Here is a 22,719-nt window from a genome sequence, read left to right as displayed (position 1 = left end):
AATCGAGGAGATTTCCATGGCATCAGACGTTCGCGTCCGCTTTGCACCCTCACCGACGGGCAAGCTGCACATCGGCGGCGCCCGCACCGCTATCTATAACTGGGCTTTCGCCCGTGCAAACGGCGGCACGTTCATCCTGCGCATCGACGACACCGACCCCACCCGCTCCACCGACGAGAACACGCAGATCATCCTGCGCGCCATGCGTTGGCTGGGCCTGGACTGGGACGAGGGTCCCGAGGTTGGCGGCGACTTTGGTCCCTACGCCCAGACCGAGCGCCTGGACCTGTACAAGCAGGCCGCCCAGAAGCTTTGGGACGAGGGCAATGCATATCCCTGTTTCTGCACCAAGGAGCAGCTCGACGCCGACCGTAAGGCCGCGCAGGAGCGCAAGGACCCCTTCCAGGGCTATCAGCGCCGTTGCCGCGATCTTGATCCCGAGGAGGCCCGCCGTCGCATCGAGGCCGGCGAGTCCTACGTCCTGCGTATCAAGGTTCCCGAGGACCGCGGCGACGTCGTCATCCACGACGCCGTCCACGGCGAGGTGACCTTCGACGCCAAGGAGCTCGACGACTTTGTCATCTTCCGCTCCGATGGCACGCCCACGTACAACTTCGCGACTGTCGTCGACGACGCCATGATGAAGATCACCCATGTCATCCGCGGCGACGACCACCTGTCCAACACCCCGCGTCAGGTCATGGTCTACGAGGCCCTCGGCGCGCCCGTGCCCACGTTCGCCCACATCTCCATGATCTTGGGTGCCGACGGCAAAAAGCTCTCCAAGCGCCACGGCGCCACCTCGGTGGAGGAGTACCGCGACGCCGGTTACCTGTCCGACGCCTTCGTCAACTATCTGGCGCTGCTCGGCTGGTCGCTCGACGGCGAGACCACGATCATCCCGCGCGATGTCCTGGCCAGCAAGTTCTCGCTCGACCGCATCTCCAAGAACCCGGCGACCTTCGACCCCAAGAAGCTTGATTGGGTTAATGCCGAGTACATCAATGGCATGTCCGATGCTCAGTTTGCCGATGAGATCATGGTCCCCGAGCTGCACGAGGCGGGTCTTATCGAGGGTAATGTCGAGTACGGCGAGGATTGGATCGATGCGCTTGCTGCCATCGTTAAGCCGCGCACCAAGATGCCGGCCGACGCCGTGACCGTCGCCGCTCCCATCTTTGCTACGGCCGAGACGCTTGAGTATGACGAGAAGTCCGTCAACAAGGGCCTGGCCAAGGAAGGCATGGGTGCCATTCTGGATGCCGCCAAGGCCGCGCTCGAGGGCGTGGACGAGTGGACGGCTGTCAACATTGACGCCGCGCTTGAGCCGCTTCCCGAGCAGATGGACCTTAAGAAGCGCGTGGTGTTCCAGGCCGTGCGCGTCGCCGTCTGCGGCAACATGGTGAGTCCTCCGCTGGGCGAGACCATGGCGCTCGTCGGCCGCGACGACTGCCTGGCGCGCATCGACCGCGCCCGCACGATGGCGCTGTAATCGCTGCGCAAATGTATGTATCCGAGCCCCGTTCACTCAGAGCGGGGCTCTTGTTTCTGTAGACGTATGGGATAGGAGGTGCTGGGGCCATGGCCGAGCAACTTTCGCTGTTTGGTTCGCCGGAACCAAAACAGGCCCTCGAAAAGCCCGACCGCTCGGCCGAGCAGGCCAAGCCCGAGTCCGCGCCCGAGCCCGTTGCCGCCTACGCGAGCGTGGTCCTCGACATCCCGACCCGTGCGCTGTCCGAGCCATTCGCCTACGGTATCCCCCGGTCCCTTGCCAACGAGGCGCAGATCGGATCCACGGTCCTGGTCCACTTTGGTAACCGTGCTGCCGCGGGCTATATCGTCGACATTGCGCCTGAGCTGGGCGACCTGCAGGGCAACAACGCCCTCGACCTTTCGCGCATTAAGCCCGTCGAAGCCATCCTCAGCAAACCGCTCTTTACCGCCGAGGCTGCCCGTATCGCACGCTGGATGAGCCGCGAGTACGTCGCAACGCTTTCCGAGTGCCTGCGTTTGTTCTTGCCCCCGGGTGGAAGCCCGCGCGTGGTCAAGGGCGGTGACGGCGTGTGGGCCGTTGAGCGCCCCGCCGTCAAGCCTATCCAAAACCGCTGGGTCATGCTCACGCCCGAGGGTTTCGACTATACGCCGCCCAAGACTGCAGTTCGTCAGCGTCAGCTCATTGAGGCGCTCCAGTGCGGCCCGGTCACGACGCGCGACCTCAACCTTCTCTATAACAGCATGTCGGCGACCATCAAGGCGCTCGAAAAACGCGGCGTCGTGGTGGTGGAGGAGCGCCGTGCTTGGCGTGGCTGCAGCGAGCAGACCTCGCTGTCCTCGGCAAGTGGCAAGGCGCCGGTCTTCCTTACCAACGGCCAGCAGCAGGCGCTCGCGCAGATTGAGCGCGCCCGTCTTGACGCCCACGGAGACGTGGTCCTTGTCGACGGCGTCACCGGCTCCGGCAAAACCGAGGTTTACCTTTCGGCGATTGAGCGCGTGCTGGCGGCCGGCCGATCGGCTTGCGTGCTCGTGCCCGAGATATCGCTGACGGCCCAGACCGTCGGCCGTTTCCGCTCGCGCTTTGGCGAGACGGTCGCAGTTTTCCATTCACGCCTTTCGGCCGGCGAGCGCCTGGACCAGTGGGATATGGTTGCCAGCGGTGCCGCGCGTGTGGTCGTGGGTGCCCGTTCGGCTCTCTTTTGCCCGCTCAGCGACCTGGGCCTCATCATCATCGACGAGGAGCACGAGACCAGCTACAAGCAGGGCTCCAGTCCGCGCTACCACGCGCGCGAGGTGGCGGCCGAGATGGCGCGGCGCTACCGCTGCCCGCTCGTGCTGGGCTCCGCCACGCCTTCAGCCGAGGCCCTCGACCGCTGCCGCCGTGGCACGTATAACGGCGCCACCTGGACGCGCATCGAGATGCCCGAGCGCCCGGGACACGCCGTGCTGCCGACAGTCCGCATTGCCGACCTGCGCCGCGAGTTCTCGCACGGCAGCCGCTCCATGTTCTCAAAACCGCTCATGGAAGGTCTGGAGCGCGTTGTTGAGCGGCGCGAGAAGGCTGTGCTGCTGCATAACCGCCGCGGCTTTGCGCCGTTCCTGATGTGCCGCGAATGCGGCTGCGTCCCCACCTGTAACCACTGCTCCACCGCGCTTACGTATCACGAGCGCACCCATACACTGCAGTGCCACACCTGCGGTTCGTCTTGGCGCGTGCAGCCGTATCCCGCGCCCACGAGCCGTTGCCCCAAATGTGGCAGTCGCTACCTGGCAAAAATGGGTCTGGGCACTCAACAGATCGAGGACGCGCTGCACCAGATGCTTCCCGAGGACGTCGCCATTATTCGCATGGATGCCGATTCCACGCGCGGCAAGGATGCGCACAAAAAGCTGCTCGAGCAGTTCGATGCCGCCGATTGTGCGGTGCTGTTGGGCACCCAGATGATCGCCAAGGGCCTCGACTTTCCCGAGGTCACGCTCGTGGGCGTGGTCAATGCCGATTTCGCCCTCAAGCTGCCGGACTTCCGCGCAGGAGAGCGCGCCTACGACTTGCTGGAGCAGGTTGCGGGCCGCGCCGGCCGCGGCGATCGCCCCGGTGAGGTGATCATCCAGACCTACCTGCCCGAAGATCCGGTCATTCGCGCTGTCGCTGAGCACGACCGTTCGATCTTTACCGACTACGACCTGGACCAGCGCCGCGACGCGCTGTACCCGCCGTTTGTTCGCTTGGTCAACATTTTGGTGTGGTCGGCGAGCCGAGACGACGCGCAGGATTACATCGGACGCATCGCGAAGCTCCTCAAGCGCCGCTGGCATGTCTCCGCGCCCAACTTTTTGCGGGCGGGGAGCGCCGTGCCGCAGGTGCTGGGCCCGGCTTCGTGTGTAATCGAGAGAGCCAAGGACCGTTACCGCTTCCATCTGCTTGTGAAGTCGCCCGTGGGGTACCATATCTCTGATGATATCGACGCCTGTCTCAAAGAAGCGGGCTCCGTGCGCGGCGTGAGCGTGAGCGTTGATGTCGACGCCTATGATTTGATGTAACAATCCGAAAGGATGGCCATGGAAGCCAACGGAATCGTACTGTCGCCCGACCCTCGTCTGCGCCAGGAGTGCGCCGTCATCGAGGAGATCACCCCGGCAATCGAGGCGCTTGCCGAGAAGATGAAGAAGATGATGTTTGAGAACGGCGGCTGCGGCCTGGCTGCCCCGCAGATCGGTGAGCTCATTCAGCTCGTCACCATCGACTGCGACTACAGCGACAAGAGCGACTATGATCCGTACGTGCTCATTAACCCTGTCATTGTTGAGCAGAGTGACCATCTGGTGCCGTTTAGCGAGGGCTGCCTTTCCATTCCTGGCATTAGCTGCGAGATCGAGCGTCCCGACCATGTCGTCGTCGAGGCGTACGACTTGGATGCCAACCTTATTCGCTATGAGGCCACGGGCGATCTGTTCTGCGTGTGCCTGCAGCACGAGATCGATCACCTGCACGGTAACACCATGTTCGAGCGACTGAAGCCGATGCAGCGCATCAAGGCAGTCAAGGAGTACCAGGACGCCCTGGCCCGCGGCGCTCGACCGGGCGAGACAGAGTAGGTCCCACCGTCCCCGGTGCTGAGCGCCCACATATCATCCCGTGCTCAAACATTCTCGCTGCGCTGCGAAACTGCGCGCGGGACGATATGTGGGCGCTCAGCACCGGGGACTGCGTTGTTCTGGCTCGGTTCGCCCGGGTGCCGTTGGGTCAGGGAGGGGCGTCTTCTCTGATAATTGCTTTGTTGGAAGAGCTGCTTTTATTGCGGCTCTTTTTTTTGGTTTTGGGTATATTTGTTCTTGTTGACTGTTCTTGCGGATGGGCTGGGTACTTGGCTTTCCGCTGTTATTTGTAGCCGTCTCGGCTTTGGTTGAGGGGAGACGTCCTTTATGCGTATTGTGTTTATGGGTACGCCTGATTTTGCTGTGCCTTCGTTGACTTCGCTTGTTGCGGCTGGGAATGAGATTGCGCTTGTTGTTACTCGTCCTGATGCTGTTCGTGGGCGTGGTAAGAAGCTTGAGCCTTCTCCTGTTAAGGCTAAGGCGCTTGAGCTGGGGTTGCCGGTTGTTGAAGCTAATCGTATGACGGCCGAGGTTGTTGAGGCGCTCCAGGCTGCCCAGGCTGACATTTTCTGCGTGGCTGCCTATGGTTGTATTTTGCCTGATGAGGTCTTGAATATGGCGCCGCTTGGCATTGTGAATGTTCATGCGTCCTTGCTGCCTCGTTGGCGAGGGGCTGCTCCTATTCAGCGTGCGATTCTCGCTGGTGATGAGGTTGCTGGCGTTTCCATTATGCGTATTGGGCATGGCGTGGATACCGGCGCTTATTGCGCACAGGCCTCGACCTCGGTTGCCGGTAAGCATGCTGAGGCGCTGACCATGGAGCTTGGTGAGCTTGGCGGCAAACTGCTTGCCGATACGCTTCTTTCTGTTGCCGATGGCACCGCCGTGTGGACTGAGCAGGATGAGGCACTCGTTACCCATGCTGCCAAGATTTCCAAGAAGGAGATGCGTCTGGATCCGCAAATGACGGCGCTTGATTGCGTGCGTCATGTGCTGGCCTCGTCCGATACCGCGCCTGCTCGTTGCGTGATTGCCGGCAAGACCGTGCGCGTGCTCGATGCTGCGCCGGCTGATGTGTCGCTTGGCGAGGATCAGGTTCTCGTTAAGGCCAAGCGTGTTTACCTGGGTCTTAACGATGGTTCGGTTGAGCTGCTCGAGGTTAAGCCTGATGGCAAGCGTGCTATGGCCGCTTCTGCTTGGGCTGCTGGCCTGCAGGGCGCCGATCTTATCTGGGGTGTTTTGTCATGAGCAAGTTGTCTCCCGCGCGTAAGCTTGCGCTCGATGTGCTGATGGAGGCCGATCGCCGCGGCATGTATGCGCGCGACGTGCTGTCCTCTCGCGCATCGGCCAAGGCTATTGATCAGCGCGATTCCGCTTTTGCCGCCCGCTTGGCGCTTGGTGTGGCCGCCACGCAGGGTATTTTGGACGAGCTGCTCGACCAGTTTCTCGATAAGCCTAAAAAGGTTGCGCCGCGTGTTCGCATGGCGCTTCGTATCTCGGCCTTCGAGATGCTCTATCTGCATACGCCTGGCCGCGTCGCCGTAAGTCAGGGTGTTGAGCTGGTTCGCTGCGGTGCTAAGTCCGCCGCTGGCTTGGCCAATGCTGTACTGCATAAGGTTGCGAACAATGTTGAGGACTTTGCTACGGCATCCGATGTGGATGAGTCTGAGCGACGCCTGGTACGTCTGTCGCGCCTGATGGGTCTGCCGCGTTGGCTGTGCGCTCGTATTATGGCTTCGTTTGACACGCCAGAGGGTGCGCTCAACTTTGCCGGTAACTTGGCACCTGCGCCGCTGGCTTTGCATGAGAACGCCTTTACGACTAAGCCTGATCCGTATATCTCGCAGCTCGTCGCGCCTGTCTTCCCGGGCTGCCATGCCCCGGTTGATGCCCAGGTTACCGTTGCTTCGGGTGTGTTTGAGCGTGCTGCCGCGGTGGCATCTGATCTCAACGCGCAGCTTATCGCCACGGCAGCCACGCGCCCTGGAAGCTGCCTTGAGATTGGTGCCGGTCGTGGCACCAAGACCTATGTGATGATGTGTCAGGCCAAGCGTGTGGGCTATGAACGTCAGCATACGGCGCTTGACCTGCATGATCGTAAATGTGATCAGAATCTCGCGCGCCTGCATAAGGCGGGTATTACGGGTGTTCGCACGGTCTCGGGCGATGCTTGCGAGCTTGATGAGGTGCTCACATCGTTTGATGCCATGCTCGGCGAGCCGGTTAAGTTCGACACGGTCTTTATCGATGCGCCGTGCTCGGGCACCGGAACCATGCGTCGTCATCCCGAGATTCCGTGGCGTCTGACCGAAAAGGATGTGACGGTTGAGCTGCCCAAACTGCAGCTTACGATGCTCAAAGAGGCCGCTGCGCGCGTGGTTGCCGGCGGCGAGCTCATCTATGCGACGTGTTCTGTCTTCGACGAGGAGAACACGCAGGTGGTGGAAGCGTTTCTCGCTTCTCCCGAGGGTGCCGGCTTTAGCGTGTCGCCGCTCTCCGATGCACAGATTCTGCAACTTCCCGAGTTCGATCAGGCCAAGAAGCTCGTATCCGTACGCCAGAACGATCGAGGCATCTTCCAAAGCGTCCCTGTAAACGCCGACTCCTACGACGGCCACTTCTGCGCCAGGCTGGTCCGCAACTAACTACTAATTTGCGGTGAAATAGGGATTGAATAGCGGCTTAAGCCCGCCAAACAGTCCTTATTTCACCGCAACTCATAGAGCTACCTGCAACAGAAAGAGGCAGCCCTCGATCGGTGTCGGTCGCGGGGCTGTTTGGTTCCTAGCGGCTATGCGGGCAGTTGGCGCAGCAGCCACTGGTGGCGTTGGTACTGGAGCCGCCGCTTCGTTGATCGGTGTTGTAGAAACCGCTGCCCTCAAATTTAATGCCGCTGGCCGAGAACGTCTTGGCCGCCGGGGCACCGCAGCTGGGGCACACGACCTCGGGAGTCTCGGACATGGGATGCTCAACCTCAAACACGTTGCCGCAGCTCGAGCACTTGTAATCGTAGCGCGCCATAATACTTCCTTTTCAGCACAAAGCGGGCAGATTACTCTGCCCGCATAAATTCAAACGTCTGTAACTGTACCCTATATCGGGGGTTTTATCACGCTTCGCCCCAGAATCTATGGTTGTTGCGCAGGAGCTGTGCGGTTTTGTTCTCGGCGGCTGCAATGTCCGCCTCGTCAGCCTGCCAGGTCCAGTTGCCCGTGGCCACGCCCGGAACGTTCATGCGCGCGTCGTCGCCAAGCCCCAGGACATCCTGCAGTGGCATCATCACCAGGGGAGCGTCGCTTGCCAGCGCGTCGCTCATCAGCTTGGCCGCCACCTCAACACCGCTCGGTTCATCGCCGCCCGCAAAGGTACGGGTGCACCAACCGGCCAGCGTCGACGTATCGTGCGTCGAGGTGTACAGAATCTTGCCGGGCGTGGGATGCACACCGCAACGAACGTCGTAGTCGCTAAACTCCAGCACGTCCATGCCGGGGAAACCGCAGGTCGATGCCATGGCGCGAACACCGGGCGTCAGATAGCCCAAGTCCTCAGCGATAAAGTTGAGCGGACCCAGTTCGTCATAGGCGGTCTGGAACAGGTCCTTGCCCGGGCCCGCCAGCCAGCGGCCGTCGGCGCATGCCTTGCCCGCGGGAATGCTGTAATAGCTGTGGAATCCCAGGAAGTGATCCAGACGCACGCGGTCGTAGAGCGAGAACGCGCGGCGCAGGCGATCCATCCACCAACTATAGCCGTTCTGCTTCATGTGGTCCCAGCGGAACGTCGGGTTGCCCCACACCTGGCCCTCGGGTGCAAAGTTGTCGGGCGGCGCACCGGAAATCTCAATCGCCTTGCCGGTATCGGACAGCCAGAAGTTCTCGGGTTCGCTCCACGCGTCTGCCGAATCGTCGGACACGTACATAGGAATATCGCCGATGACCTCGATGCCCTTCTTGTGCGCATAGTTCATGAGCTCGCACCAAGCCAGGTCAAAGCGGTACTGCATGTACGCCTGCAGCTCGGCCTCGTTATGGAAGCGCTTGTCGTCGATCAGATGCTCGTTGTAGCGCGCGACATCTGCCGGCCAATCGTGGCGCGACTCGCCTTCAAAGTACTTTTTGACGGCCATATAGACGCAGTATTTCTCGAGCCAATCGGCATTGCGATGTTTAAACGCTGTGTACAACGGATCGGCATCTTCGCCGCCGCGGGCCTTCCAAGTCTCAAAGTCGGCGGCCAGCTCCTCGTGACTCTCGGGTAGCAGGTCGATATTGCCTGCAAAGGCCGAAGGACCGGCGTAAGGGGAGCGGAAGAAGTCCGTGGGGTTGACGGGGAGAACCTGCCAGTAGCGCATGCCCATGGCGGCCAGATGGTCGATAAAACGACGCGTGGGCGCGCCGATCGTACCGGGCTTGCCTTCGTCGGTCGGCACCGATGTGATATGGCACACAACACCCGCACCGTGATCGAGCGGCTCCTGCAGGCGCTGCTCGGCATGGTGATAGATGATCGACGAGCCCAGCGGATACAGATCGAGCGTGACCGTACCGCTGTGGATCTCGCACTCGTGACCGCTGATCACATCGCTCGTACATTCGCCGAGCGCTGGAATCGTCACGCGATGTGAATTGCGCAGGCTACGGTTGATGATAACCGTCGCGGACTCGCCGTCTTTACCGGTGCGCGTATAGGCGAGTACTTCGTCATTGAGCGCGAAGGCCTTGATTTCACCGTCGATCATAAACGGCAGCGCGCGGCGCACAGCAGATGCGTTCTTGACGATCGCGAACGTATCGAAGTCGTGCAGGTCTTCCTTGGTCGGCATGGTGCGGCGATTACCCGGATCGGTGAGACCCTCCAAGCCGTACTCGTCACCGTAATAGATTGAGGGAACGCCCGGGAACGTCATCTGCATGAGCGTCGCGAGCCAAAAACGACTCTTGGCCAGGCCCATGGAGTTCTCGTCCAGGCGCCACTTGCTGCGCTCGCTCTCAGGTAGTTGCGACTCGTCGGGGCCGCCGCCGAGCACCGAGATGATACGTGGGCGGTCGTGGCTCGACAGCAGGTTGAGCGCGCAGGATAGGGCCTCGCGCGGATAATTCTCGCGTAGGGTCTCAATATCCTCGGCAGCTTGGTAGGCGTTTTTGTAGCCCATCAAAAAGCCGATGACCATGTCGCGGAAGGGGTAATCCATGGCCGAGTCGAGCTCGAAGCCTTGCAGATAGCGACGCAGATGGCCGTAGCTGATCTTGTTGGAGGCGTCTTCCCAGACTTCGCCGAGCAGCAGCGCGTCGGGCTTCTCGGCGAGCACGGCCTTTTTGATCTCGGCTAGGAAATCATCGGAAAGCTCGTCGGCCACATCCAGGCGCCAGCCGTGAGCGCCGGCGCGCAGCCATTTACGAATGACGCCGTCCTTGCCCAGGAGCCGCTCGCGTACCAGTTCGGAACTCTCATTGATGGCGGGCATATTGCCCACGCCCCACCAACAGTCGTACGAGCCGTCCTCGTGGAAATAAAACGCATCGCGATACGGCGAATCCTCGCTCTGCCACGCGCCCACGCCGGGGTAGTTGCCGTAGCGGTTAAAATAGATCGAGTCGTCGCCCGTATGGTTGAAGACACCGTCCAGGATGATGGAAATGCCGAGCTTCTCGGCCGCCTCGCACAACTCGGTAAAGTCCTGCTCGGTGCCCAGAATCGGATCGATCTTGGTGTAATCGGCGGTGTCGTAGCGGTGGTTGCTCGCGGCTTCAAAAATGGGGTTGAGGTAGATGGCTGTAAAGCCCAGCTCGGCGATGCGAGGCAGGTCTTCCTGAATGCCCTTGAGCGATCCGCCGTAAAAGTCCCAAGTCTTTATGGAGCCGTCCTCGGCGCGCTCGTACACAGGCGGCTCGTTCCAGTCCTCGACCATGCGGCGCTGGATTCCGTTGCGCGGTTTTTCGACCTCGGCCAGCGTGCGCTCGCGCCAGTGCTCGTCGCGGGCATAGCGATCGGGGAAGATCTGGTAGACCATTCCGCGCTCGTACCACTCGGGTCGAACTTCGCGGTGCTTGTAGACGGTGACCTGGAATGACGGCACCTCTGCGTAATCGTAGGTTACGCCCTCGCCGCCGGTGCGGCCCTGTGGTGCGCCCAGACGAACCTCGGGCTGGCCCTCGATATTGCAGATAAAGCTGTACCAGATGAGACAGGGCTCGGTGCACTCAAGCTCTACGGTAAATATGCCGTCGCCCTCGTGCGTCATGGGATACCGAGACTCACCGATCTCATCGACCCAGGTGCGCAGCGTAAGCGTTGCCTGCGCAGGATCGGCATCCTCCAGAATCACGGAGAGCGAAAGGGTAGTTCCTGTGGTCACAGCGCCAAACGGAGTGCGAAACTGCGGCAGACGGCTGTTGTGTATCAATCTCATATTACGGTCCAGTTCAATAGAATCATGGCCTGCTGGCCATGGGCTTTACGCACAGGATGTAAGTATATCTGTTGTACACACGCTGTATAAACAACATCCGTTTACCATCGGCGAACGGTTGTCCTAGAAAATCGTTTTACCAACTACCTACAGAGAAGGGGCGCCCGGTTGGAGCGCCCCTTACATAGGGTTTGATTAGGTTTTGGATCGTCTGTGGGCTAGCGGCGCTTGCGGGTGGCCGTGGCCTTGCGGACGGACGTCTTCTTGGACGGAGCCTTTTTCTCTGCCGGAGCGGCGGGGGAGACCGGGGTCTCCTTGGCGGGCTCGGTCTTTGCAGTAGCCTTCGGAGCGGTCTTGACCTCAGCGGCCTTCGGTGCCGGCTCGGCCTTTACTGCGGGCTTGTCCTCGGCCGTAGCCTCTGCCTTGGGAGCAGCGGCCTTGGTCGTGGCCTTTTTGGCCGTCGTCGTAGCGCGCTTGCGCGTGGTGGTCTTGGCGGCCGGCTTTGCCTCGGCCTTGGGCTCGGCACCCGCCTCCTCGACCTTGACGGCGGGCTTTGCAGCAGCCTTCGTAGTGGTCTTCGTAGCAGCCTTCGTCGCAGCGGCCTTGGTCGTTGTCGACTTCGTAGCCGTGGCCTTCTTGGCGGTCGTGGTCTTGGTCGTGGTCGTCTTCTTGGCAGCGGTCTTTACCGGAGCCTTGGCGGCCGGCTTGGCATCAGCGACCTCGGCCTTTACCTCGGGAGCAGCCTCGGCTTCTGCGGCCTTCTTAGCAGCGGCGGTCGTGCGCTTGCGCGTGGTCGTTGCCTTGGCAGCAGTCGTCTTTGCTGCGGCGGTCTTGGTGGCGGCAGTCTTGGTTGTCGTAGCCTTCTTGGCCGTCGTCTTGCGAGTCGTGGTCTTCTTAGCTGCGGGCTTTGCAGCGGGCTTGACCTCGGTCTCTGCCTCAGGAGCAACCTCAGCCTTCACCTCAGGCTCGGCCTTTGCGGGCTCAGCTTCAACCGGCTTCTCCTCGGCCTTGGGCTCCTCTGCGGCCACCGGATCAGGTGCAGCCTCAGGCTCGTCGACAACCGCCGCCGGGCGCTCAATCTCCGGGTGCATAAAGAAGTACAGGTCCAGATATTTATCGGCCGAGCGCGTCCAGCTAAAGTCCTGGCTCATGGCCTGCGTGACCAGCTGGTTCCAGGCGTCGCGGTTATCCCAGAACAGACGCGCCGCGCGGAATACCGCATCGCCCATCTCGTCGCCGTTAAAGTTGCTAAACGAGAAGCCCGTGCCCTCGCCGGTAAACTCGTTGTACGGCTGCACGGTGTCCTTCAGGCCACCGGTCTCGCGAACAATCGGCAGCGTGCCGTAGCGCATGGCGATGATCTGCGACAGGCCGCAGGGCTCAAACTTCGAAGGCATCAGGAACATGTCGGCAGCAGCATACATGCGCTGCGACAGCGCCGGATCGAACTCGATGCGTGCGGCCATGTTGCCGGGGTACTTGTCCTGGAAGTAGCGCAGGCCGTCCTCGTAGTCGCGGTCGCCGGTGCCCAGCACCGCCACCTGCACGCCGCCGGACAGGATGCGGTCGAGCGCGTACATGACCAGATCCATGCCCTTCTGGCGCGTCAGGCGCGTGACCATCACCATGAGCGGACGGTCGTCGCGAACCTCGAGGCCCAGTTCCTCCTGCAGCTTGGCCTTGCACACGGCCTTGCCAGAACGGTCCTCGACGGTGTAGTTGGCGGCAATGCGCTTGTCGGTCGCCGGGTCAAAGCCCGCGACGTCGATGCCATTCAAAATGCCCTGCAGCGCGTACGAACGCTCGCGCAGAACGCCGTCCAGGCCTTCACCAAATTCGGGCGTCTGGATCTCGTTGGCATAGGTAGGGCTCACCGTAGTGATGGCGTCGGCATAGCGCAGGGCGCCCAGCATGTAGTTAATGCTGCAGGCGTCGCAACGCAGCTGCGAGGCGGCCGCCGGAATATGCGCCACGCCCAGGATGTCCTCCATCACGGTGTCGCTAAACTGGCCCTGGAAAGCCACGTTGTGGATCGAGAAGACGGTCTTGACGCGATCGTACAGCGGCAGGCCCTGGTAGAACTCGCGCAAGAACACGGGCGCCAGTGCCGTCTGCCAGTCGTTGCAGTGCAGGATGTCGCACTCAAAGCCGGCCGGCAGGTGCTGCAGGCTCTCGGTGATGGCCTTGGAGAAGAACGCAAAACGCTCGCCGTCGTCAAAGAAGCCGTACGGATAGTCGCGCGCAAAGTACCGCTCGTTGTCGATAAACATATAGGTGACGCCGTCGTGCTCGAGCTTCTCAAGCCCGCAGTACTCGTTGCGCCAACCCAGGCTCACGTAAAAGTCGGAGAAGTGCTCCATCTGCGCCTTGTACTCGTCCTTGATGGTGGCGTACTTGGGCACCATGACGATGACTTCGGCGCCGGCGCGCACAAGCGCCGCTGGCAGCGAACCCGCCACGTCGCCCAGGCCACCGGTCTTCACAAACGGCGCGCACTCGGCCGAGGCAAACACGATCTGCATCTTTTTGCTGGAATCAGCCATATTGTCTCCCATGTTGTTATTCGAGAATAGCCGCCTGGCGCGAACCGGGCGGCTATTCTGCATGTTACGTGCGATGTTGCGGTACCAACGTTAACGCACGATCGTGGTATCAGAAGTTAACGGAGCCTTGCCCAGCACCAGGATGTTCTCGGGCGTGCCGCGAAGCTCGGTGTTGATGGGAACCACGTTGTTCTTGTCCAGGATAGCGTTCTCAACACGGGCGCCGCTCTTGATGATGCAGCTCTGGTTGATGATCGAGTTGGTCACGGAGGCGCCTTCCTCGACCACGACGCCGCGCGACAGGATCGAGTTGCGCACGGTGCCCTTGATGATGCAGCCGGCCGAGATGATCGAGTTGCACGCGTGGCTGCCGGTCGCATAGCGCGAAGGCGGCACGTCGTGAGCCTTGGTCAGGATCGGGCGCTCGGGGTCAAAGAGCTGGTCGGCCACGGTCTGGTCGAGCAGGTCCATGCTACGGCGATAGAGCGACTTCTCGCTAAACACGCCCACGACTTCGCTCTTGTACTCGTAGCTGCACACGTCGATGTTGCCAAAGTCGCCCTGGAGTGCCTCGAGCAGGTCCAGATAGTCGGCGGCCTGGTAGTGATCGATAATCTCGAGCAGCGTCTCGCGGTTGACGATGCAGCAGTCCATGGAGGCGTTGTCGCCGTACACGACGCCGGCGCTCACGCCCGTCAGGCGGCCGTTCTCGTTAATCTCGAGCTTGGTCTCGTCATCGACGTTGCGCGTGGCCTTGCAGTACACCACGGTCATCTGGGCGCCGGAGTTCTCGTGCGCGTCGATGATGGTGTTGAGGTCCATGTTAAAGATGATGTTGGTGCCCATCATCACAACATAGGGCTTGTCCGATCGCTGGAACAGCGTCTTGTTGGAGATGATGTCGCGCAGCAAGAAGCGCATGCCGCCCTTAGTGGTGCCATACGCGTTGCCGGGCACCATGAACAGGCCGCCCTTCTTGCGGTCCAGGCCCCAGTCCTTGCCCGAGCCCACGTGGTCGATCAGCGAGCGGTAGTTGCCCGGCATGACGACGCCGACGGTCTTGATGCCGGCATTCATCATGTTGGACAGCGGGAAGTCGATCAGGCGGTAGCGGCCCAAAAACGGAACGGACGCGATGGGGCGGTCCTTGAGCAGCACGCTGCCGTAAGTCGAAGAGTAGTTAGCGGTGATATAACCGATGGCCTTGCGATTGATCATCGGATCATTCCCCCTTCCCGATAACGACGTCATTTCCAACGACGGCCGTATCCTTGGTGGTATCGACAGAGCCGAGCTTCACGCCCTCTTCGACCGTGGAGTTCTCGCCCAAAATAGCGCGGCAGATGTGCGCGCCGCTCTTAACATGCGCACCCGGCAGCAGCACGGAGTCCTCGACCACCGCACGCTCCTCGATGATGACATCGGTCGAAAGGATCGAGTGGCGAGCGGTGCCGTAGATCTTGCAGCCGTTGGAGACCAGGCAGTCGTCCAGGCGGCCGTCCGGGCCAATGTAGTGCGGCGGACGCGTGGTGATGTTGGACATGATGGGGAAGTTCTTGTCAAACAGATCGAACTCGGGGTTGTTGCCCAGCAGGTCCATCGAGGTCTCGTGGAAGCTGGCGATGGTGCCGACGTCCTTCCAAAAGCCGTGGAACTCGTAGCTGTACAGGCGCTTGCCCTCGCCGAGCAGCTTGGGGATGATGTCCTTGCCAAAGTCGTGGCTCGAGCGCTGGTCCAGAGCGTCCTCCTCGAGCGCCTCGATCAGCACGTCGGCCGAGAAGATGTAGATGCCCATTGACGCGAGGTTCGAATCGGGCTTATCGGGCTTCTCGGTGAACTTGGTGATGCGGCCGTCCTCGGGGTCGGTGGTCAGGATGCCAAAACGGCTGGCCTCCTCCCACGGCACGGGCATAACGCTCACCGTGAGGTCGGCGTTGTTCTCGATGTGCGTCTTGAGCATCTTGCGGTAATCCATGCGATACAGATGGTCGCCGGAAAGAATCAGGACGTACTTGGGGTCGTTGGCCTTGATGTAGTCGAGGTTTTGCGTAATGGCGTCGGCCGTGCCCGCATACCAGGCGCCGCCGGTCTGCGTCTCGTACGGCGGCAGGATCGACACGCCGCCGTCACGGCTGTCCAGATCCCAGGCCTCGCCGGATCCCACATAGGCATGCAGCAGGTAGGGGCGATACTGCGTCAGAACGCCCACCGTGTCGATGCCCGAGTTGGAGCAGTTGGACAGCGAAAAGTCGATAATGCGGAACTTGCCACCAAAGCTAACCGCCGGCTTAGCGATCTTTTGGGTGAGTGCCCCCAATCGGCTGCCCTGTCCTCCTGCGAGGAGCATCGCGATGCATTCTTTCTTACTCATCGATTTCTCCTTCTGTCATCGATGTTCCTAAACCCATTAGCGACGGGCGCGGCGCTCGGTCGCGCCCGTCGAGTAATGCCGTGCTGGCAAAGGGAACTCGCACGCCTTTACGCGTGCCAGATCTCGTCGCGGTACTCGCGAATGGTGCGGTCGCTCGAGAACCAGCCGCTCGAGGCGGTGTTGAGCAGTGCTTTGCGGTTCCAGGTCTCCTGGTCGCCGTAGCTGCCAGTAAGCTTCTCCCACGCATCCACATAGCTGCGGAAATCGGCCATGACCAGGTCGGGGTCGTTGTTGTTCATGAGCTCGTTGTAGATGCTCTCGAAGTTGCCCGAAAGCCCCGCAAAGGTGTTGTCCTTTAGCTCGTCCATCACGCGGCCCAGACGCTCGCGGTCGCCGTTGAGGGTATCCCACGCAAAGTAGCTGTTAGACGCCCAGAGCTGCTCGACCTCGGGAGCGGTCAGGCCAAAGATGGCCTCGTTCTCGCGGCCGGCCAGATCGGCGATCTCGATGTTGGCGCCGTCGAGGGTGCCTAGCGTAATGGCGCCGTTCATCATGAGCTTCATGTTGGACGTGCCCGAGGCCTCCTTACCGGCGGTCGAAATCTGCTCAGAGATCTCGGCGGCGGGGTAGATGAGCTGGGCGTTGCTCACGCGGAAGTTGGGGATAAAGCAGACCTTCATGACCTCGTTGACGCGTGGGTCGTTGTTGACGACCTCGGCGACGGAGTTGATGAGGCGGATGGTCTCCTTGGCGAAGGTGTAGCTCGAGGCAGCCTTGCCGCTAAAGATGAAGGTCGTCGGCGTCACGTGGAAGTTGGGGTCGGCGATGCGACGGTTGTAGACGTCCATCACCTTCATGATGTTCATGAGCTGACGCTTGTAGGCGTGGAAGCGCTTCACCTGAACATCGAAGACGGTGTTGGGGTCAATGACCAGACCGGTCTCGGCCTTAACGTAGGCGGCCAGACGCTCCTTGTTGGCGCGCTTGGAGGCACCCACGGCCTTCAGGAACTCGCTGTCGTTCTGGAACTCTTTGAGTTTCTCCAGCTCAAAGGCGTCCCTCAGCCAGCCGTCGCCAATGGCCTCGGTCACGAGCTTGGCATAGGTGGGGTTGGCCTCGGCAAAGAAGCGACGGTGCGAGATACCGTTGGTCTTGTTGTTGAACTTCTCGGGCGTCAGGGCGTAGAAGTCCTTGAGCACAATGTTCTTGATGATGTCGGAGTGGATCTTGGCCACGCCGTTAACGCTGTGACTGCAGATCACGGACAGGTTGGCCATGCGAATCTCGCCGTCCCACAGGATGGCAGTCTGGCGCAGACGCTCCTGCCAGCCCTCCTGCGTGGTGTCGAACGACTCGTGCCAACGACGGCTGATCTCGTCGATGATCTGGTACACGCGGGGGAGGAGCTTGGAGAACGTGCCGATGGGCCACTTCTCCAGGGCCTCGGGCAGGATGGTGTGGTTGGTGTAGCTCACGACCTGCGTCACGATGTTCCAGGCGTCGTCCCACTCGAGCTTCTTCTCGTCGATGAGGATACGCATGAGCTCGGGGCCGCACATGGCGGGGTGGGTATCGTTGGTATGGATGGCCACAAACAGCGGCAGCAGCTCCCAGTTCGCGCCGTGCTCTTTCTCAAAGGTGTCGAGCAGGCTGTAGATGCCGGCCGAGACAAACAGGTACTCCTGCTTCAGGCGCAGCAGACGGCCGTGCTCGCCGGCGTCGTTGGGGTAGAGGATGGCGCTGATGGCTTCGGCCTCGGCGCGCTCGGCGTCGGCCAGGGCGTAGTCGCCGCGGTTGAAGGCCTCCAGATCGAAGTGCTCCTCGACCGGCTCTGCGGCCCAGACGCGCAGCTTGTTGACGGTCTCGCCGGCATAGCCCACAACGGGGATGTCATATGGGACGGCCAGGATGTCCTGCGTGTCCACCGTGCGGTAGAACGTGCGGCCGTTCTCCTCAAAGCCCTCGACGTGGCCACCAAACTTAATGGTCACGGCCTTGTCCTGACGGCGGACCTCCCAGGGATAGCCGTGGGTGAGCCACTCGTCGGTGGCCTCGACCTGGCTGCCGTTGACGATCTCCTGCTTAAACAGGCCGTAGCGGTAGCGCATACCGTTGCCGTAGCCGGCAATGCCCTCGGCTGCCATAGAATCCAGGAAGCACGCGGCCAGACGGCCCAGACCACCGTTGCCCAGAGCCGGATCGGGCTCCTGGTTCTCGATGACGGACAGGTCAAAGCCCATGTCGTCGAGCGCCTCGGCGACCATGTCGCGCACGCCAAAGTTGAGCAGGTAGTTGTCGAGCAGGCGGCCGATCAAAAACTCGATCGAGAAGTAGTACACGCGCTTCTTGCCCTCGGCGGCCGCACGGGCGTCGCTCTTGGTGGCAACGGTGCGGGCCTTCTCGGCCACGAGCTTGGCCAGGGCGTTAAAGCGGTCGAGGTCGCTGGCGGCCTCGACGCTCTTGCCGCTAATGCTCATGACGGCATCGCGATAGAGCTCGGTAAACTCCTGCTTGTTGTCGAAGATCTTATTCATACGTTCCTTTCCCCCGGGGATGTTTCTCCCGGAACGGTTATGACTTGTATCCTACGCCCGGCGGGGCGGGTAAATGCAGAGGTAACGCCTTTGTTACGCTTTCTTAGCAGGAGTCTTAACAGCACCTGCCTTGGCCTTGGGAGCAGCCTTTTTGGTGGCTGCCTTTTTGGCCGTGCTGGACTTGGCCGAAGCCTTGGCAGCCTTCGCCTTAGCCGGAGCCTTCTTAGCAGCCGCGGACTTGGGCTTTACCGAGGACGTACGTTTGCGCGTCGCCTTCTTGGGCTCCTCGACCACGGGCGGCTTATAGCTGCTGGGACCGCGGCGCTTAAGCACCACGCCAGCCAGGCCGGGCACCTTAATCTCGATGGAGTCCATCTGCCCGTTCCAGGGATAGGGCTCGCTCGAGCAGGTGTAGGGCTCCTCACCGGCATAGCCGCTGCCGCCAAACTCGGGACGGTCAGAGTCAAAGATGACCTCCCAGTCACCCTCGCGCGGCACGCCCACGCGGAAGCTCTCGTAGCTCGCCGGGTCAAAGTTGATCAGGATCACCAGGTCGTCATCGACGTCCTCGCCCTGGCGTACAAAGCTCACGATGGACTGCTTGGAGTTGTCAGCGTCGATCCAGGTGAAGCCGTCGTCGGTGTAGCCGCGCTCGTACAGGGCGGGCTCGGCGGTGTACAGGTGGTTGAGCGCCTTGATAAACGCCTGATGATGACGATGGGTCTCGTATTCCTCGGTCAGGAACCACTGGATGGACTCGTAGTAGCGCCACTCAATAAACTGGCCGATCTCGTTGCCCATAAAGTTGAGCTTGGCACCGGGATGCGTCATCTGGTAGAAAGCCAGCGTGCGCAGGCCGGCAAACTGGCGCCACCAGTCGCCCGGCATGCGGCCGATGAGCGAGCACTTGCCGTGCACGACCTCGTCGTGGCTCAGCGGGCAGATAAAGTTCTCGGTAAAGGCATACATGATGGAGAACGTGAGCAGCCCGTGGTTGCCGGGGCGCCACGGAAAATCGGTCTGCATGTAGTGCAGGGTATCGTTCATCCAGCCCATGTCCCACTTGTAGTGGAAGCCCAGGCCGCCGTCCTGCGGCGGGTAGGTCACGAGCGGCCACGCGGTGGACTCCTCGGCCATCATCATCACGTCGGGGAAGTGAGCCTCAACGGCGCAGTTGACCTGGCGAATGAACGCGCTGGCGTCCAGGTCCTCCTCGGTACCGTACTTGTTGAACTTCTTTTGACCCGGATCGTCGATGCCAAAGTTGAGGTACAGCATACTGGACACGCCGTCCATGCGAATGCCGTCAACGTGGAAGTTCTCGAGCCAGTACAGCACGTTGGAGACCAGGAAGGAGCGGACCTCGCCGCGAGCGAAGTCAAACTTGTGCGTGCCCCAGTTGGGGTGAATCTCGTGCTCAAACAGCATGTGGCCGTTAAAGGTGGCAAGGCCGTGGGAGTCGGCACAAAAGCCGCCGGGCACCCAGTCCATGATCACGCCGATGCCCGCCTCGTGACACGCATCGATAAAGTGCATGAGCTGCTGCGGGTTGCCGTAGCGCGACGTGGCGGCATAGTAGCCGGTCGTCTGGTAGCCCCAGGAGCCATCGAAGGGGTGCTCCATGAGCGGCATGACCTCGATATGCGTGTAGCCCATGTCGCGCACGTAGTCCACGAGCTCCACCGACAAGTCGTCGTAGGTGTAGAACTCGCCGCGCTGCGCGGGGAAAGGATCCATGGGGCCGGGGTAGTTGCCGTACTCGTCGGGCTCGCCCTGTGGCGTGTCGCCGTGGCGCTTCCACGAGCCAATATGCACCTCGTAGATGTTGAGCGGCTGCGACATGTGGTTGTGGCTGGCGCGGCGCTTGAGCCACGCGGCGTCGTTCCACTTGTAGCCATCGAGGGTCCACAGCACGCTCGCGGTACCCGGAGGGCACTCGGCCTTAAAGGCATACGGATCGGCCTTGTAGAGCTTTTCACCCTCGTTGGTCTCAATAAGATATTTATAGAGCTGACCCTGCTCGGCGCCAGGAATAAAGCCTTCCCAAATAGCGCTCGTATGCACGGGCACCAGCGGGTTGGCCTGCTCATCCCAGTCGTTAAATTCACCAATGACATGGACACTCTTTACGTCGGGCGCCCAAACGCAAAAGCGCCAGCCGCGCGTGCGCTGCTGCGTGTCGGGATGCGCGCCCATCTTTTCCCAGCTGCGCTCCCACATTCCAATGCCAAACAGGTAGACATCGTCCTTGGAGAGCTCCGGTGTGTGCGGAGCCGGTTTGCGGGTTGCGGGCTTTTTAGCCGTTGGCTTTAGCTTTGTATCGCTCACGTTTGATCCCATCATGACGCGGCAGCGTGTTGCCTTGGTGACTAGATGCGAAAGGTCCAAGGCTGCACGAATCGAAGGGACGGCGAAGTTTCTGTGATTCGTTCCACCTCGCGTGCTCGGTGGAACTTTCGGCAGAAACTACGATAACACCTGTGCGTTAGTTTTATGGACGAAAGCGGATTTGCGGGGGCGTTTAATCGGTAAGCGACATGTTTATACCACTGGCAGATTTGACGTGGTAAAACTCTTGACAGTTTTACCAATTTGGGTTTCAAAATTGTTTGGCTGACGTTTGGTAAAACGTTTTTAGCAGGATGTTTACCATTTGATATCGAAAGGTTCGTTTATGTCCCATACCGCCGCTCCCAAGGTTGCTTTTGTTTTCGATTGCGACGGCACGCTGGTAAATAGCACGCCCGTTTGGGCCTATGCCCAGCCCGAGTTATTGCACCGCCACGGTGTCGACGTGACGGTCGACGATTTTGCCCAGTTTGAGCATTTGTCGCTCGAGGACGAGTGCCAGGCCTACCACGACACGTGGGGCATTGGCGCGAATGGCGAGGAGCTGTATCGCGAGCTTAGCGACATCCTGATCGATGGCTACTCCAAGGTGCCGCCGCGCGAGGGGCTCCTGGCGTTTTTGGAGCAGGCGAAGGCGGCAGGCATTGCCATGTGCGTGGCTACGTCCACGCCGGCCGAGCTGGTGCAGTCTGCGCTCGCTGGCGCCGGGCTCGACGCCTACATGGAGTTTGTGACCACCACGGGCGAGGCAGGTCGTTCCAAGCAGTTCCCCGACGTATACGAGCTGGCGCTGTGCCGTCTGGAGGAGCGTCATGGGCACAAGTTTGAGTGCGCATGGGTGTTTGAGGACGCCGTCTTTGGCCTTAAGAGCTCTGGCACCGCCGGCTTTAAGCGTGTGGGCATCTATGACCCGCATGGCCGCATGAAGCGCGACGACGTACGCGCCAACTGCGATATCTTTATCGACAGCTACGAGGAGCTGGATCTGGCCCGCGTTCTTTCGTTTGAGGGATAGGCGAGGGCTGTGGCTTGCAAAGTACTTGTAGTCTGCGGCTCGCCCGTGGTGGCGAGCGCTGATCTGTTGCGTAGGCTAGCGAAGGAGTGCGATTACGTTGTCGCCGTGGACCGTGGACTCGACGCGCTACTGAGTGCCGGCCTGGGCTGCGACGTGTATGTGGGGGATGCCGACACGGTGAGTGATGCGGGTCGTGCGTTGGTCGATGCCGCCACCGACTTTGAAGTTGAGCGCCACGACCCATACAAGGACTATACCGATCTGGCGCTGGCGCTCGATTCCGTCCGCCGTCGCTGGCCGGGTGCCGAAGTGGTTGCGACCTGCGCCACCGGCGGTCGTCCCGACATCGCCCTGTCCGTACTAGGGTTGCTCGCGGGCTACGATGACGCCGCAGTCTGGATTGCCGAGGACAAGGTGGTCGCCCGTATTCTTCACGCTGACGAGTCGTGGACCATCGAAGGTGCCGAAGGCAAGACGTTCTCCATCATCGCCATAGCCCCCAACACCGAGGTAAGCGAGCACGGCCTAGAGTGGGAACTAGATCACAGCCCCCTGGACCTGTTAGCCGACACGGGCATCAGCAACGTCGTCAGATCAACAGCCACAATCCAAGTCCGCACCGGCACCGCCATCGCTTACCTATATCAATAGGCATTTAGAAACTGACCCAAAAAAGTCCTTGCACGCCGCGCCAACTTCCCCTATAGTATCTCCTCGTCACGGGGGCGTAGCTCAGCTGGGAGAGCGCTTGACTGGCAGTCAAGAGGTCAGGGGTTCGATCCCCCTCGTCTCCACCATCGTGAATGCAAAGGCCTTCGGAATTCCGAAGGTCTTTTAATATGAGAAAGCCATTGTCAATAGGCGTGTTTGTTCGAGCCCGGTTTTAAACCGGGCTTTTTCGTTTCCCGTCG

The 22,719-nt window shown here is 60.9% G+C and carries 14 protein-coding genes and 1 tRNA gene; 8 read left to right on the top strand and 7 right to left on the bottom strand.

Translation table 11 applies throughout. The features are described from left to right. Positions 1-16: 16 nt before the first annotated feature. The 5 genes from gltX (at position 17) to I2E45_RS03365 (ending at position 7,235) form a co-directional block, all read left to right on the top strand. Positions 17-1,492 (top strand): glutamate--tRNA ligase, encoded by a 1,476-nt coding sequence (gltX, locus tag I2E45_RS03385; protein WP_195444286.1) that lies wholly within the window; start codon positions 17-19, stop codon positions 1,490-1,492. An 89-nt stretch (positions 1,493-1,581) separates the two neighbouring features. Next, positions 1,582-4,035 (top strand): replication restart helicase PriA, encoded by a 2,454-nt coding sequence (gene priA, locus I2E45_RS03380; protein ID WP_229058805.1) that lies wholly within the window; start codon positions 1,582-1,584, stop codon positions 4,033-4,035. An 18-nt stretch (positions 4,036-4,053) separates the two neighbouring features. Further along, complete coding sequence (gene def, locus I2E45_RS03375; RefSeq protein ID WP_195444284.1) at positions 4,054-4,590, top strand: peptide deformylase; 537 nt, start codon at positions 4,054-4,056, stop codon at positions 4,588-4,590. A 327-nt stretch (positions 4,591-4,917) separates the two neighbouring features. After that, positions 4,918-5,838, top strand: a complete 921-nt coding sequence (gene fmt, locus I2E45_RS03370; RefSeq protein ID WP_195444282.1) for a methionyl-tRNA formyltransferase — start codon at positions 4,918-4,920, stop codon at positions 5,836-5,838. Then, positions 5,835-7,235, top strand: coding sequence for an RsmB/NOP family class I SAM-dependent RNA methyltransferase (locus I2E45_RS03365; RefSeq protein ID WP_195444280.1), 1,401 nt, complete (start codon positions 5,835-5,837; stop codon positions 7,233-7,235). Before fmt ends, I2E45_RS03365 begins: the two co-directional genes overlap by 4 nt. Positions 7,236-7,374: 139 nt before the next feature. Here the strand turns inward: I2E45_RS03365 and I2E45_RS03360 are convergent, their stop codons facing one another. From I2E45_RS03360 to glgB, 7 genes are all read right to left on the bottom strand, one after another. Continuing rightward, positions 7,375-7,611 (bottom strand): FmdB family zinc ribbon protein, encoded by a 237-nt coding sequence (locus I2E45_RS03360; protein WP_195444278.1) that lies wholly within the window; start codon positions 7,609-7,611, stop codon positions 7,375-7,377. An 88-nt stretch (positions 7,612-7,699) separates the two neighbouring features. Next, entirely contained in the window at positions 7,700-10,996 is a 3,297-nt protein-coding gene (locus I2E45_RS03355; RefSeq protein ID WP_195444276.1) for a 4-alpha-glucanotransferase, read from the bottom strand. 218 nt (positions 10,997-11,214) lie between these two features. Continuing rightward, positions 11,215-13,539 (bottom strand): glycogen synthase GlgA, encoded by a 2,325-nt coding sequence (gene glgA, locus I2E45_RS03350; protein WP_229058804.1) that lies wholly within the window; start codon positions 13,537-13,539, stop codon positions 11,215-11,217. A gap of 90 nt (positions 13,540-13,629) precedes the next feature. Beyond that, positions 13,630-14,757, bottom strand: coding sequence for a glucose-1-phosphate adenylyltransferase subunit GlgD (gene glgD / locus I2E45_RS03345; protein WP_195444272.1), 1,128 nt, complete (start codon positions 14,755-14,757; stop codon positions 13,630-13,632). A 4-nt stretch (positions 14,758-14,761) separates the two neighbouring features. Beyond that, entirely contained in the window at positions 14,762-15,910 is a 1,149-nt protein-coding gene (locus I2E45_RS03340; RefSeq protein ID WP_118205661.1) for a glucose-1-phosphate adenylyltransferase, read from the bottom strand. Between the two features lie 107 nt (positions 15,911-16,017). Next, positions 16,018-18,444, bottom strand: a complete 2,427-nt coding sequence (locus I2E45_RS03335) for a glycogen/starch/alpha-glucan phosphorylase (RefSeq protein ID WP_195444270.1) — start codon at positions 18,442-18,444, stop codon at positions 16,018-16,020. 93 nt (positions 18,445-18,537) lie between these two features. After that, positions 18,538-20,787 (bottom strand): 1,4-alpha-glucan branching protein GlgB, encoded by a 2,250-nt coding sequence (gene glgB / locus I2E45_RS03330; protein WP_195444360.1) that lies wholly within the window; start codon positions 20,785-20,787, stop codon positions 18,538-18,540. A 331-nt stretch (positions 20,788-21,118) separates the two neighbouring features. Here glgB and I2E45_RS03325 point away from each other — a divergent pair, with 331 nt between their 5' ends. The 3 genes from I2E45_RS03325 to I2E45_RS03315 all read left to right on the top strand — a co-directional run bounded on the left by I2E45_RS03325 (position 21,119) and on the right by I2E45_RS03315 (position 22,605). Further along, on the top strand, positions 21,119-21,808 hold the full coding sequence (locus tag I2E45_RS03325) for an HAD family hydrolase (protein WP_006233915.1): 690 nt from the start codon (positions 21,119-21,121) through the stop codon (positions 21,806-21,808). Positions 21,809-21,817: 9 nt separating this feature from the next. After that, on the top strand, positions 21,818-22,459 hold the full coding sequence (locus I2E45_RS03320; RefSeq protein WP_195444268.1) for a thiamine diphosphokinase: 642 nt from the start codon (positions 21,818-21,820) through the stop codon (positions 22,457-22,459). Positions 22,460-22,529: 70 nt separating this feature from the next. Then, positions 22,530-22,605, top strand: a tRNA-Ala gene (locus tag I2E45_RS03315). The last annotated feature ends 114 nt before the right edge of the window (positions 22,606-22,719 follow it).

It is taken from the genome of Collinsella aerofaciens (assembly GCF_015555045.1).
In the GTDB taxonomy this organism is placed as follows: domain Bacteria; phylum Actinomycetota; class Coriobacteriia; order Coriobacteriales; family Coriobacteriaceae; genus Collinsella; species Collinsella aerofaciens_W.
This window is presented reverse-complemented; position numbering and strand designations above follow the sequence as displayed.

What these genes read in the sequence shown, in the direction of transcription:
- glgB (WP_195444360.1), bottom strand. Translation starts at nt 20,787, where the DNA reads ATGATGGGATCAAACGTGAGCGATACAAAGCTAAAGCCAACGGCTAAA.
- I2E45_RS03365 (WP_195444280.1), top strand. Translation starts at nt 5,835, where the DNA reads ATGAGCAAGTTGTCTCCCGCGCGTAAGCTTGCGCTCGATGTGCTGATG.
- fmt (WP_195444282.1), top strand. Translation starts at nt 4,918, where the DNA reads ATGCGTATTGTGTTTATGGGTACGCCTGATTTTGCTGTGCCTTCGTTG.
- I2E45_RS03325 (WP_006233915.1), top strand. Translation starts at nt 21,119, where the DNA reads ATGTCCCATACCGCCGCTCCCAAGGTTGCTTTTGTTTTCGATTGCGAC.
- I2E45_RS03355 (WP_195444276.1), bottom strand. Translation starts at nt 10,996, where the DNA reads ATGAGATTGATACACAACAGCCGTCTGCCGCAGTTTCGCACTCCGTTT.
- I2E45_RS03360 (WP_195444278.1), bottom strand. Translation starts at nt 7,611, where the DNA reads ATGGCGCGCTACGATTACAAGTGCTCGAGCTGCGGCAACGTGTTTGAG.
- glgD (WP_195444272.1), bottom strand. Translation starts at nt 14,757, where the DNA reads ATGATCAATCGCAAGGCCATCGGTTATATCACCGCTAACTACTCTTCG.
- def (WP_195444284.1), top strand. Translation starts at nt 4,054, where the DNA reads ATGGAAGCCAACGGAATCGTACTGTCGCCCGACCCTCGTCTGCGCCAG.
- glgA (WP_229058804.1), bottom strand. Translation starts at nt 13,539, where the DNA reads ATGGCTGATTCCAGCAAAAAGATGCAGATCGTGTTTGCCTCGGCCGAG.
- priA (WP_229058805.1), top strand. Translation starts at nt 1,582, where the DNA reads ATGGCCGAGCAACTTTCGCTGTTTGGTTCGCCGGAACCAAAACAGGCC.
- I2E45_RS03340 (WP_118205661.1), bottom strand. Translation starts at nt 15,910, where the DNA reads ATGAGTAAGAAAGAATGCATCGCGATGCTCCTCGCAGGAGGACAGGGC.
- gltX (WP_195444286.1), top strand. Translation starts at nt 17, where the DNA reads ATGGCATCAGACGTTCGCGTCCGCTTTGCACCCTCACCGACGGGCAAG.
- I2E45_RS03335 (WP_195444270.1), bottom strand. Translation starts at nt 18,444, where the DNA reads ATGAATAAGATCTTCGACAACAAGCAGGAGTTTACCGAGCTCTATCGC.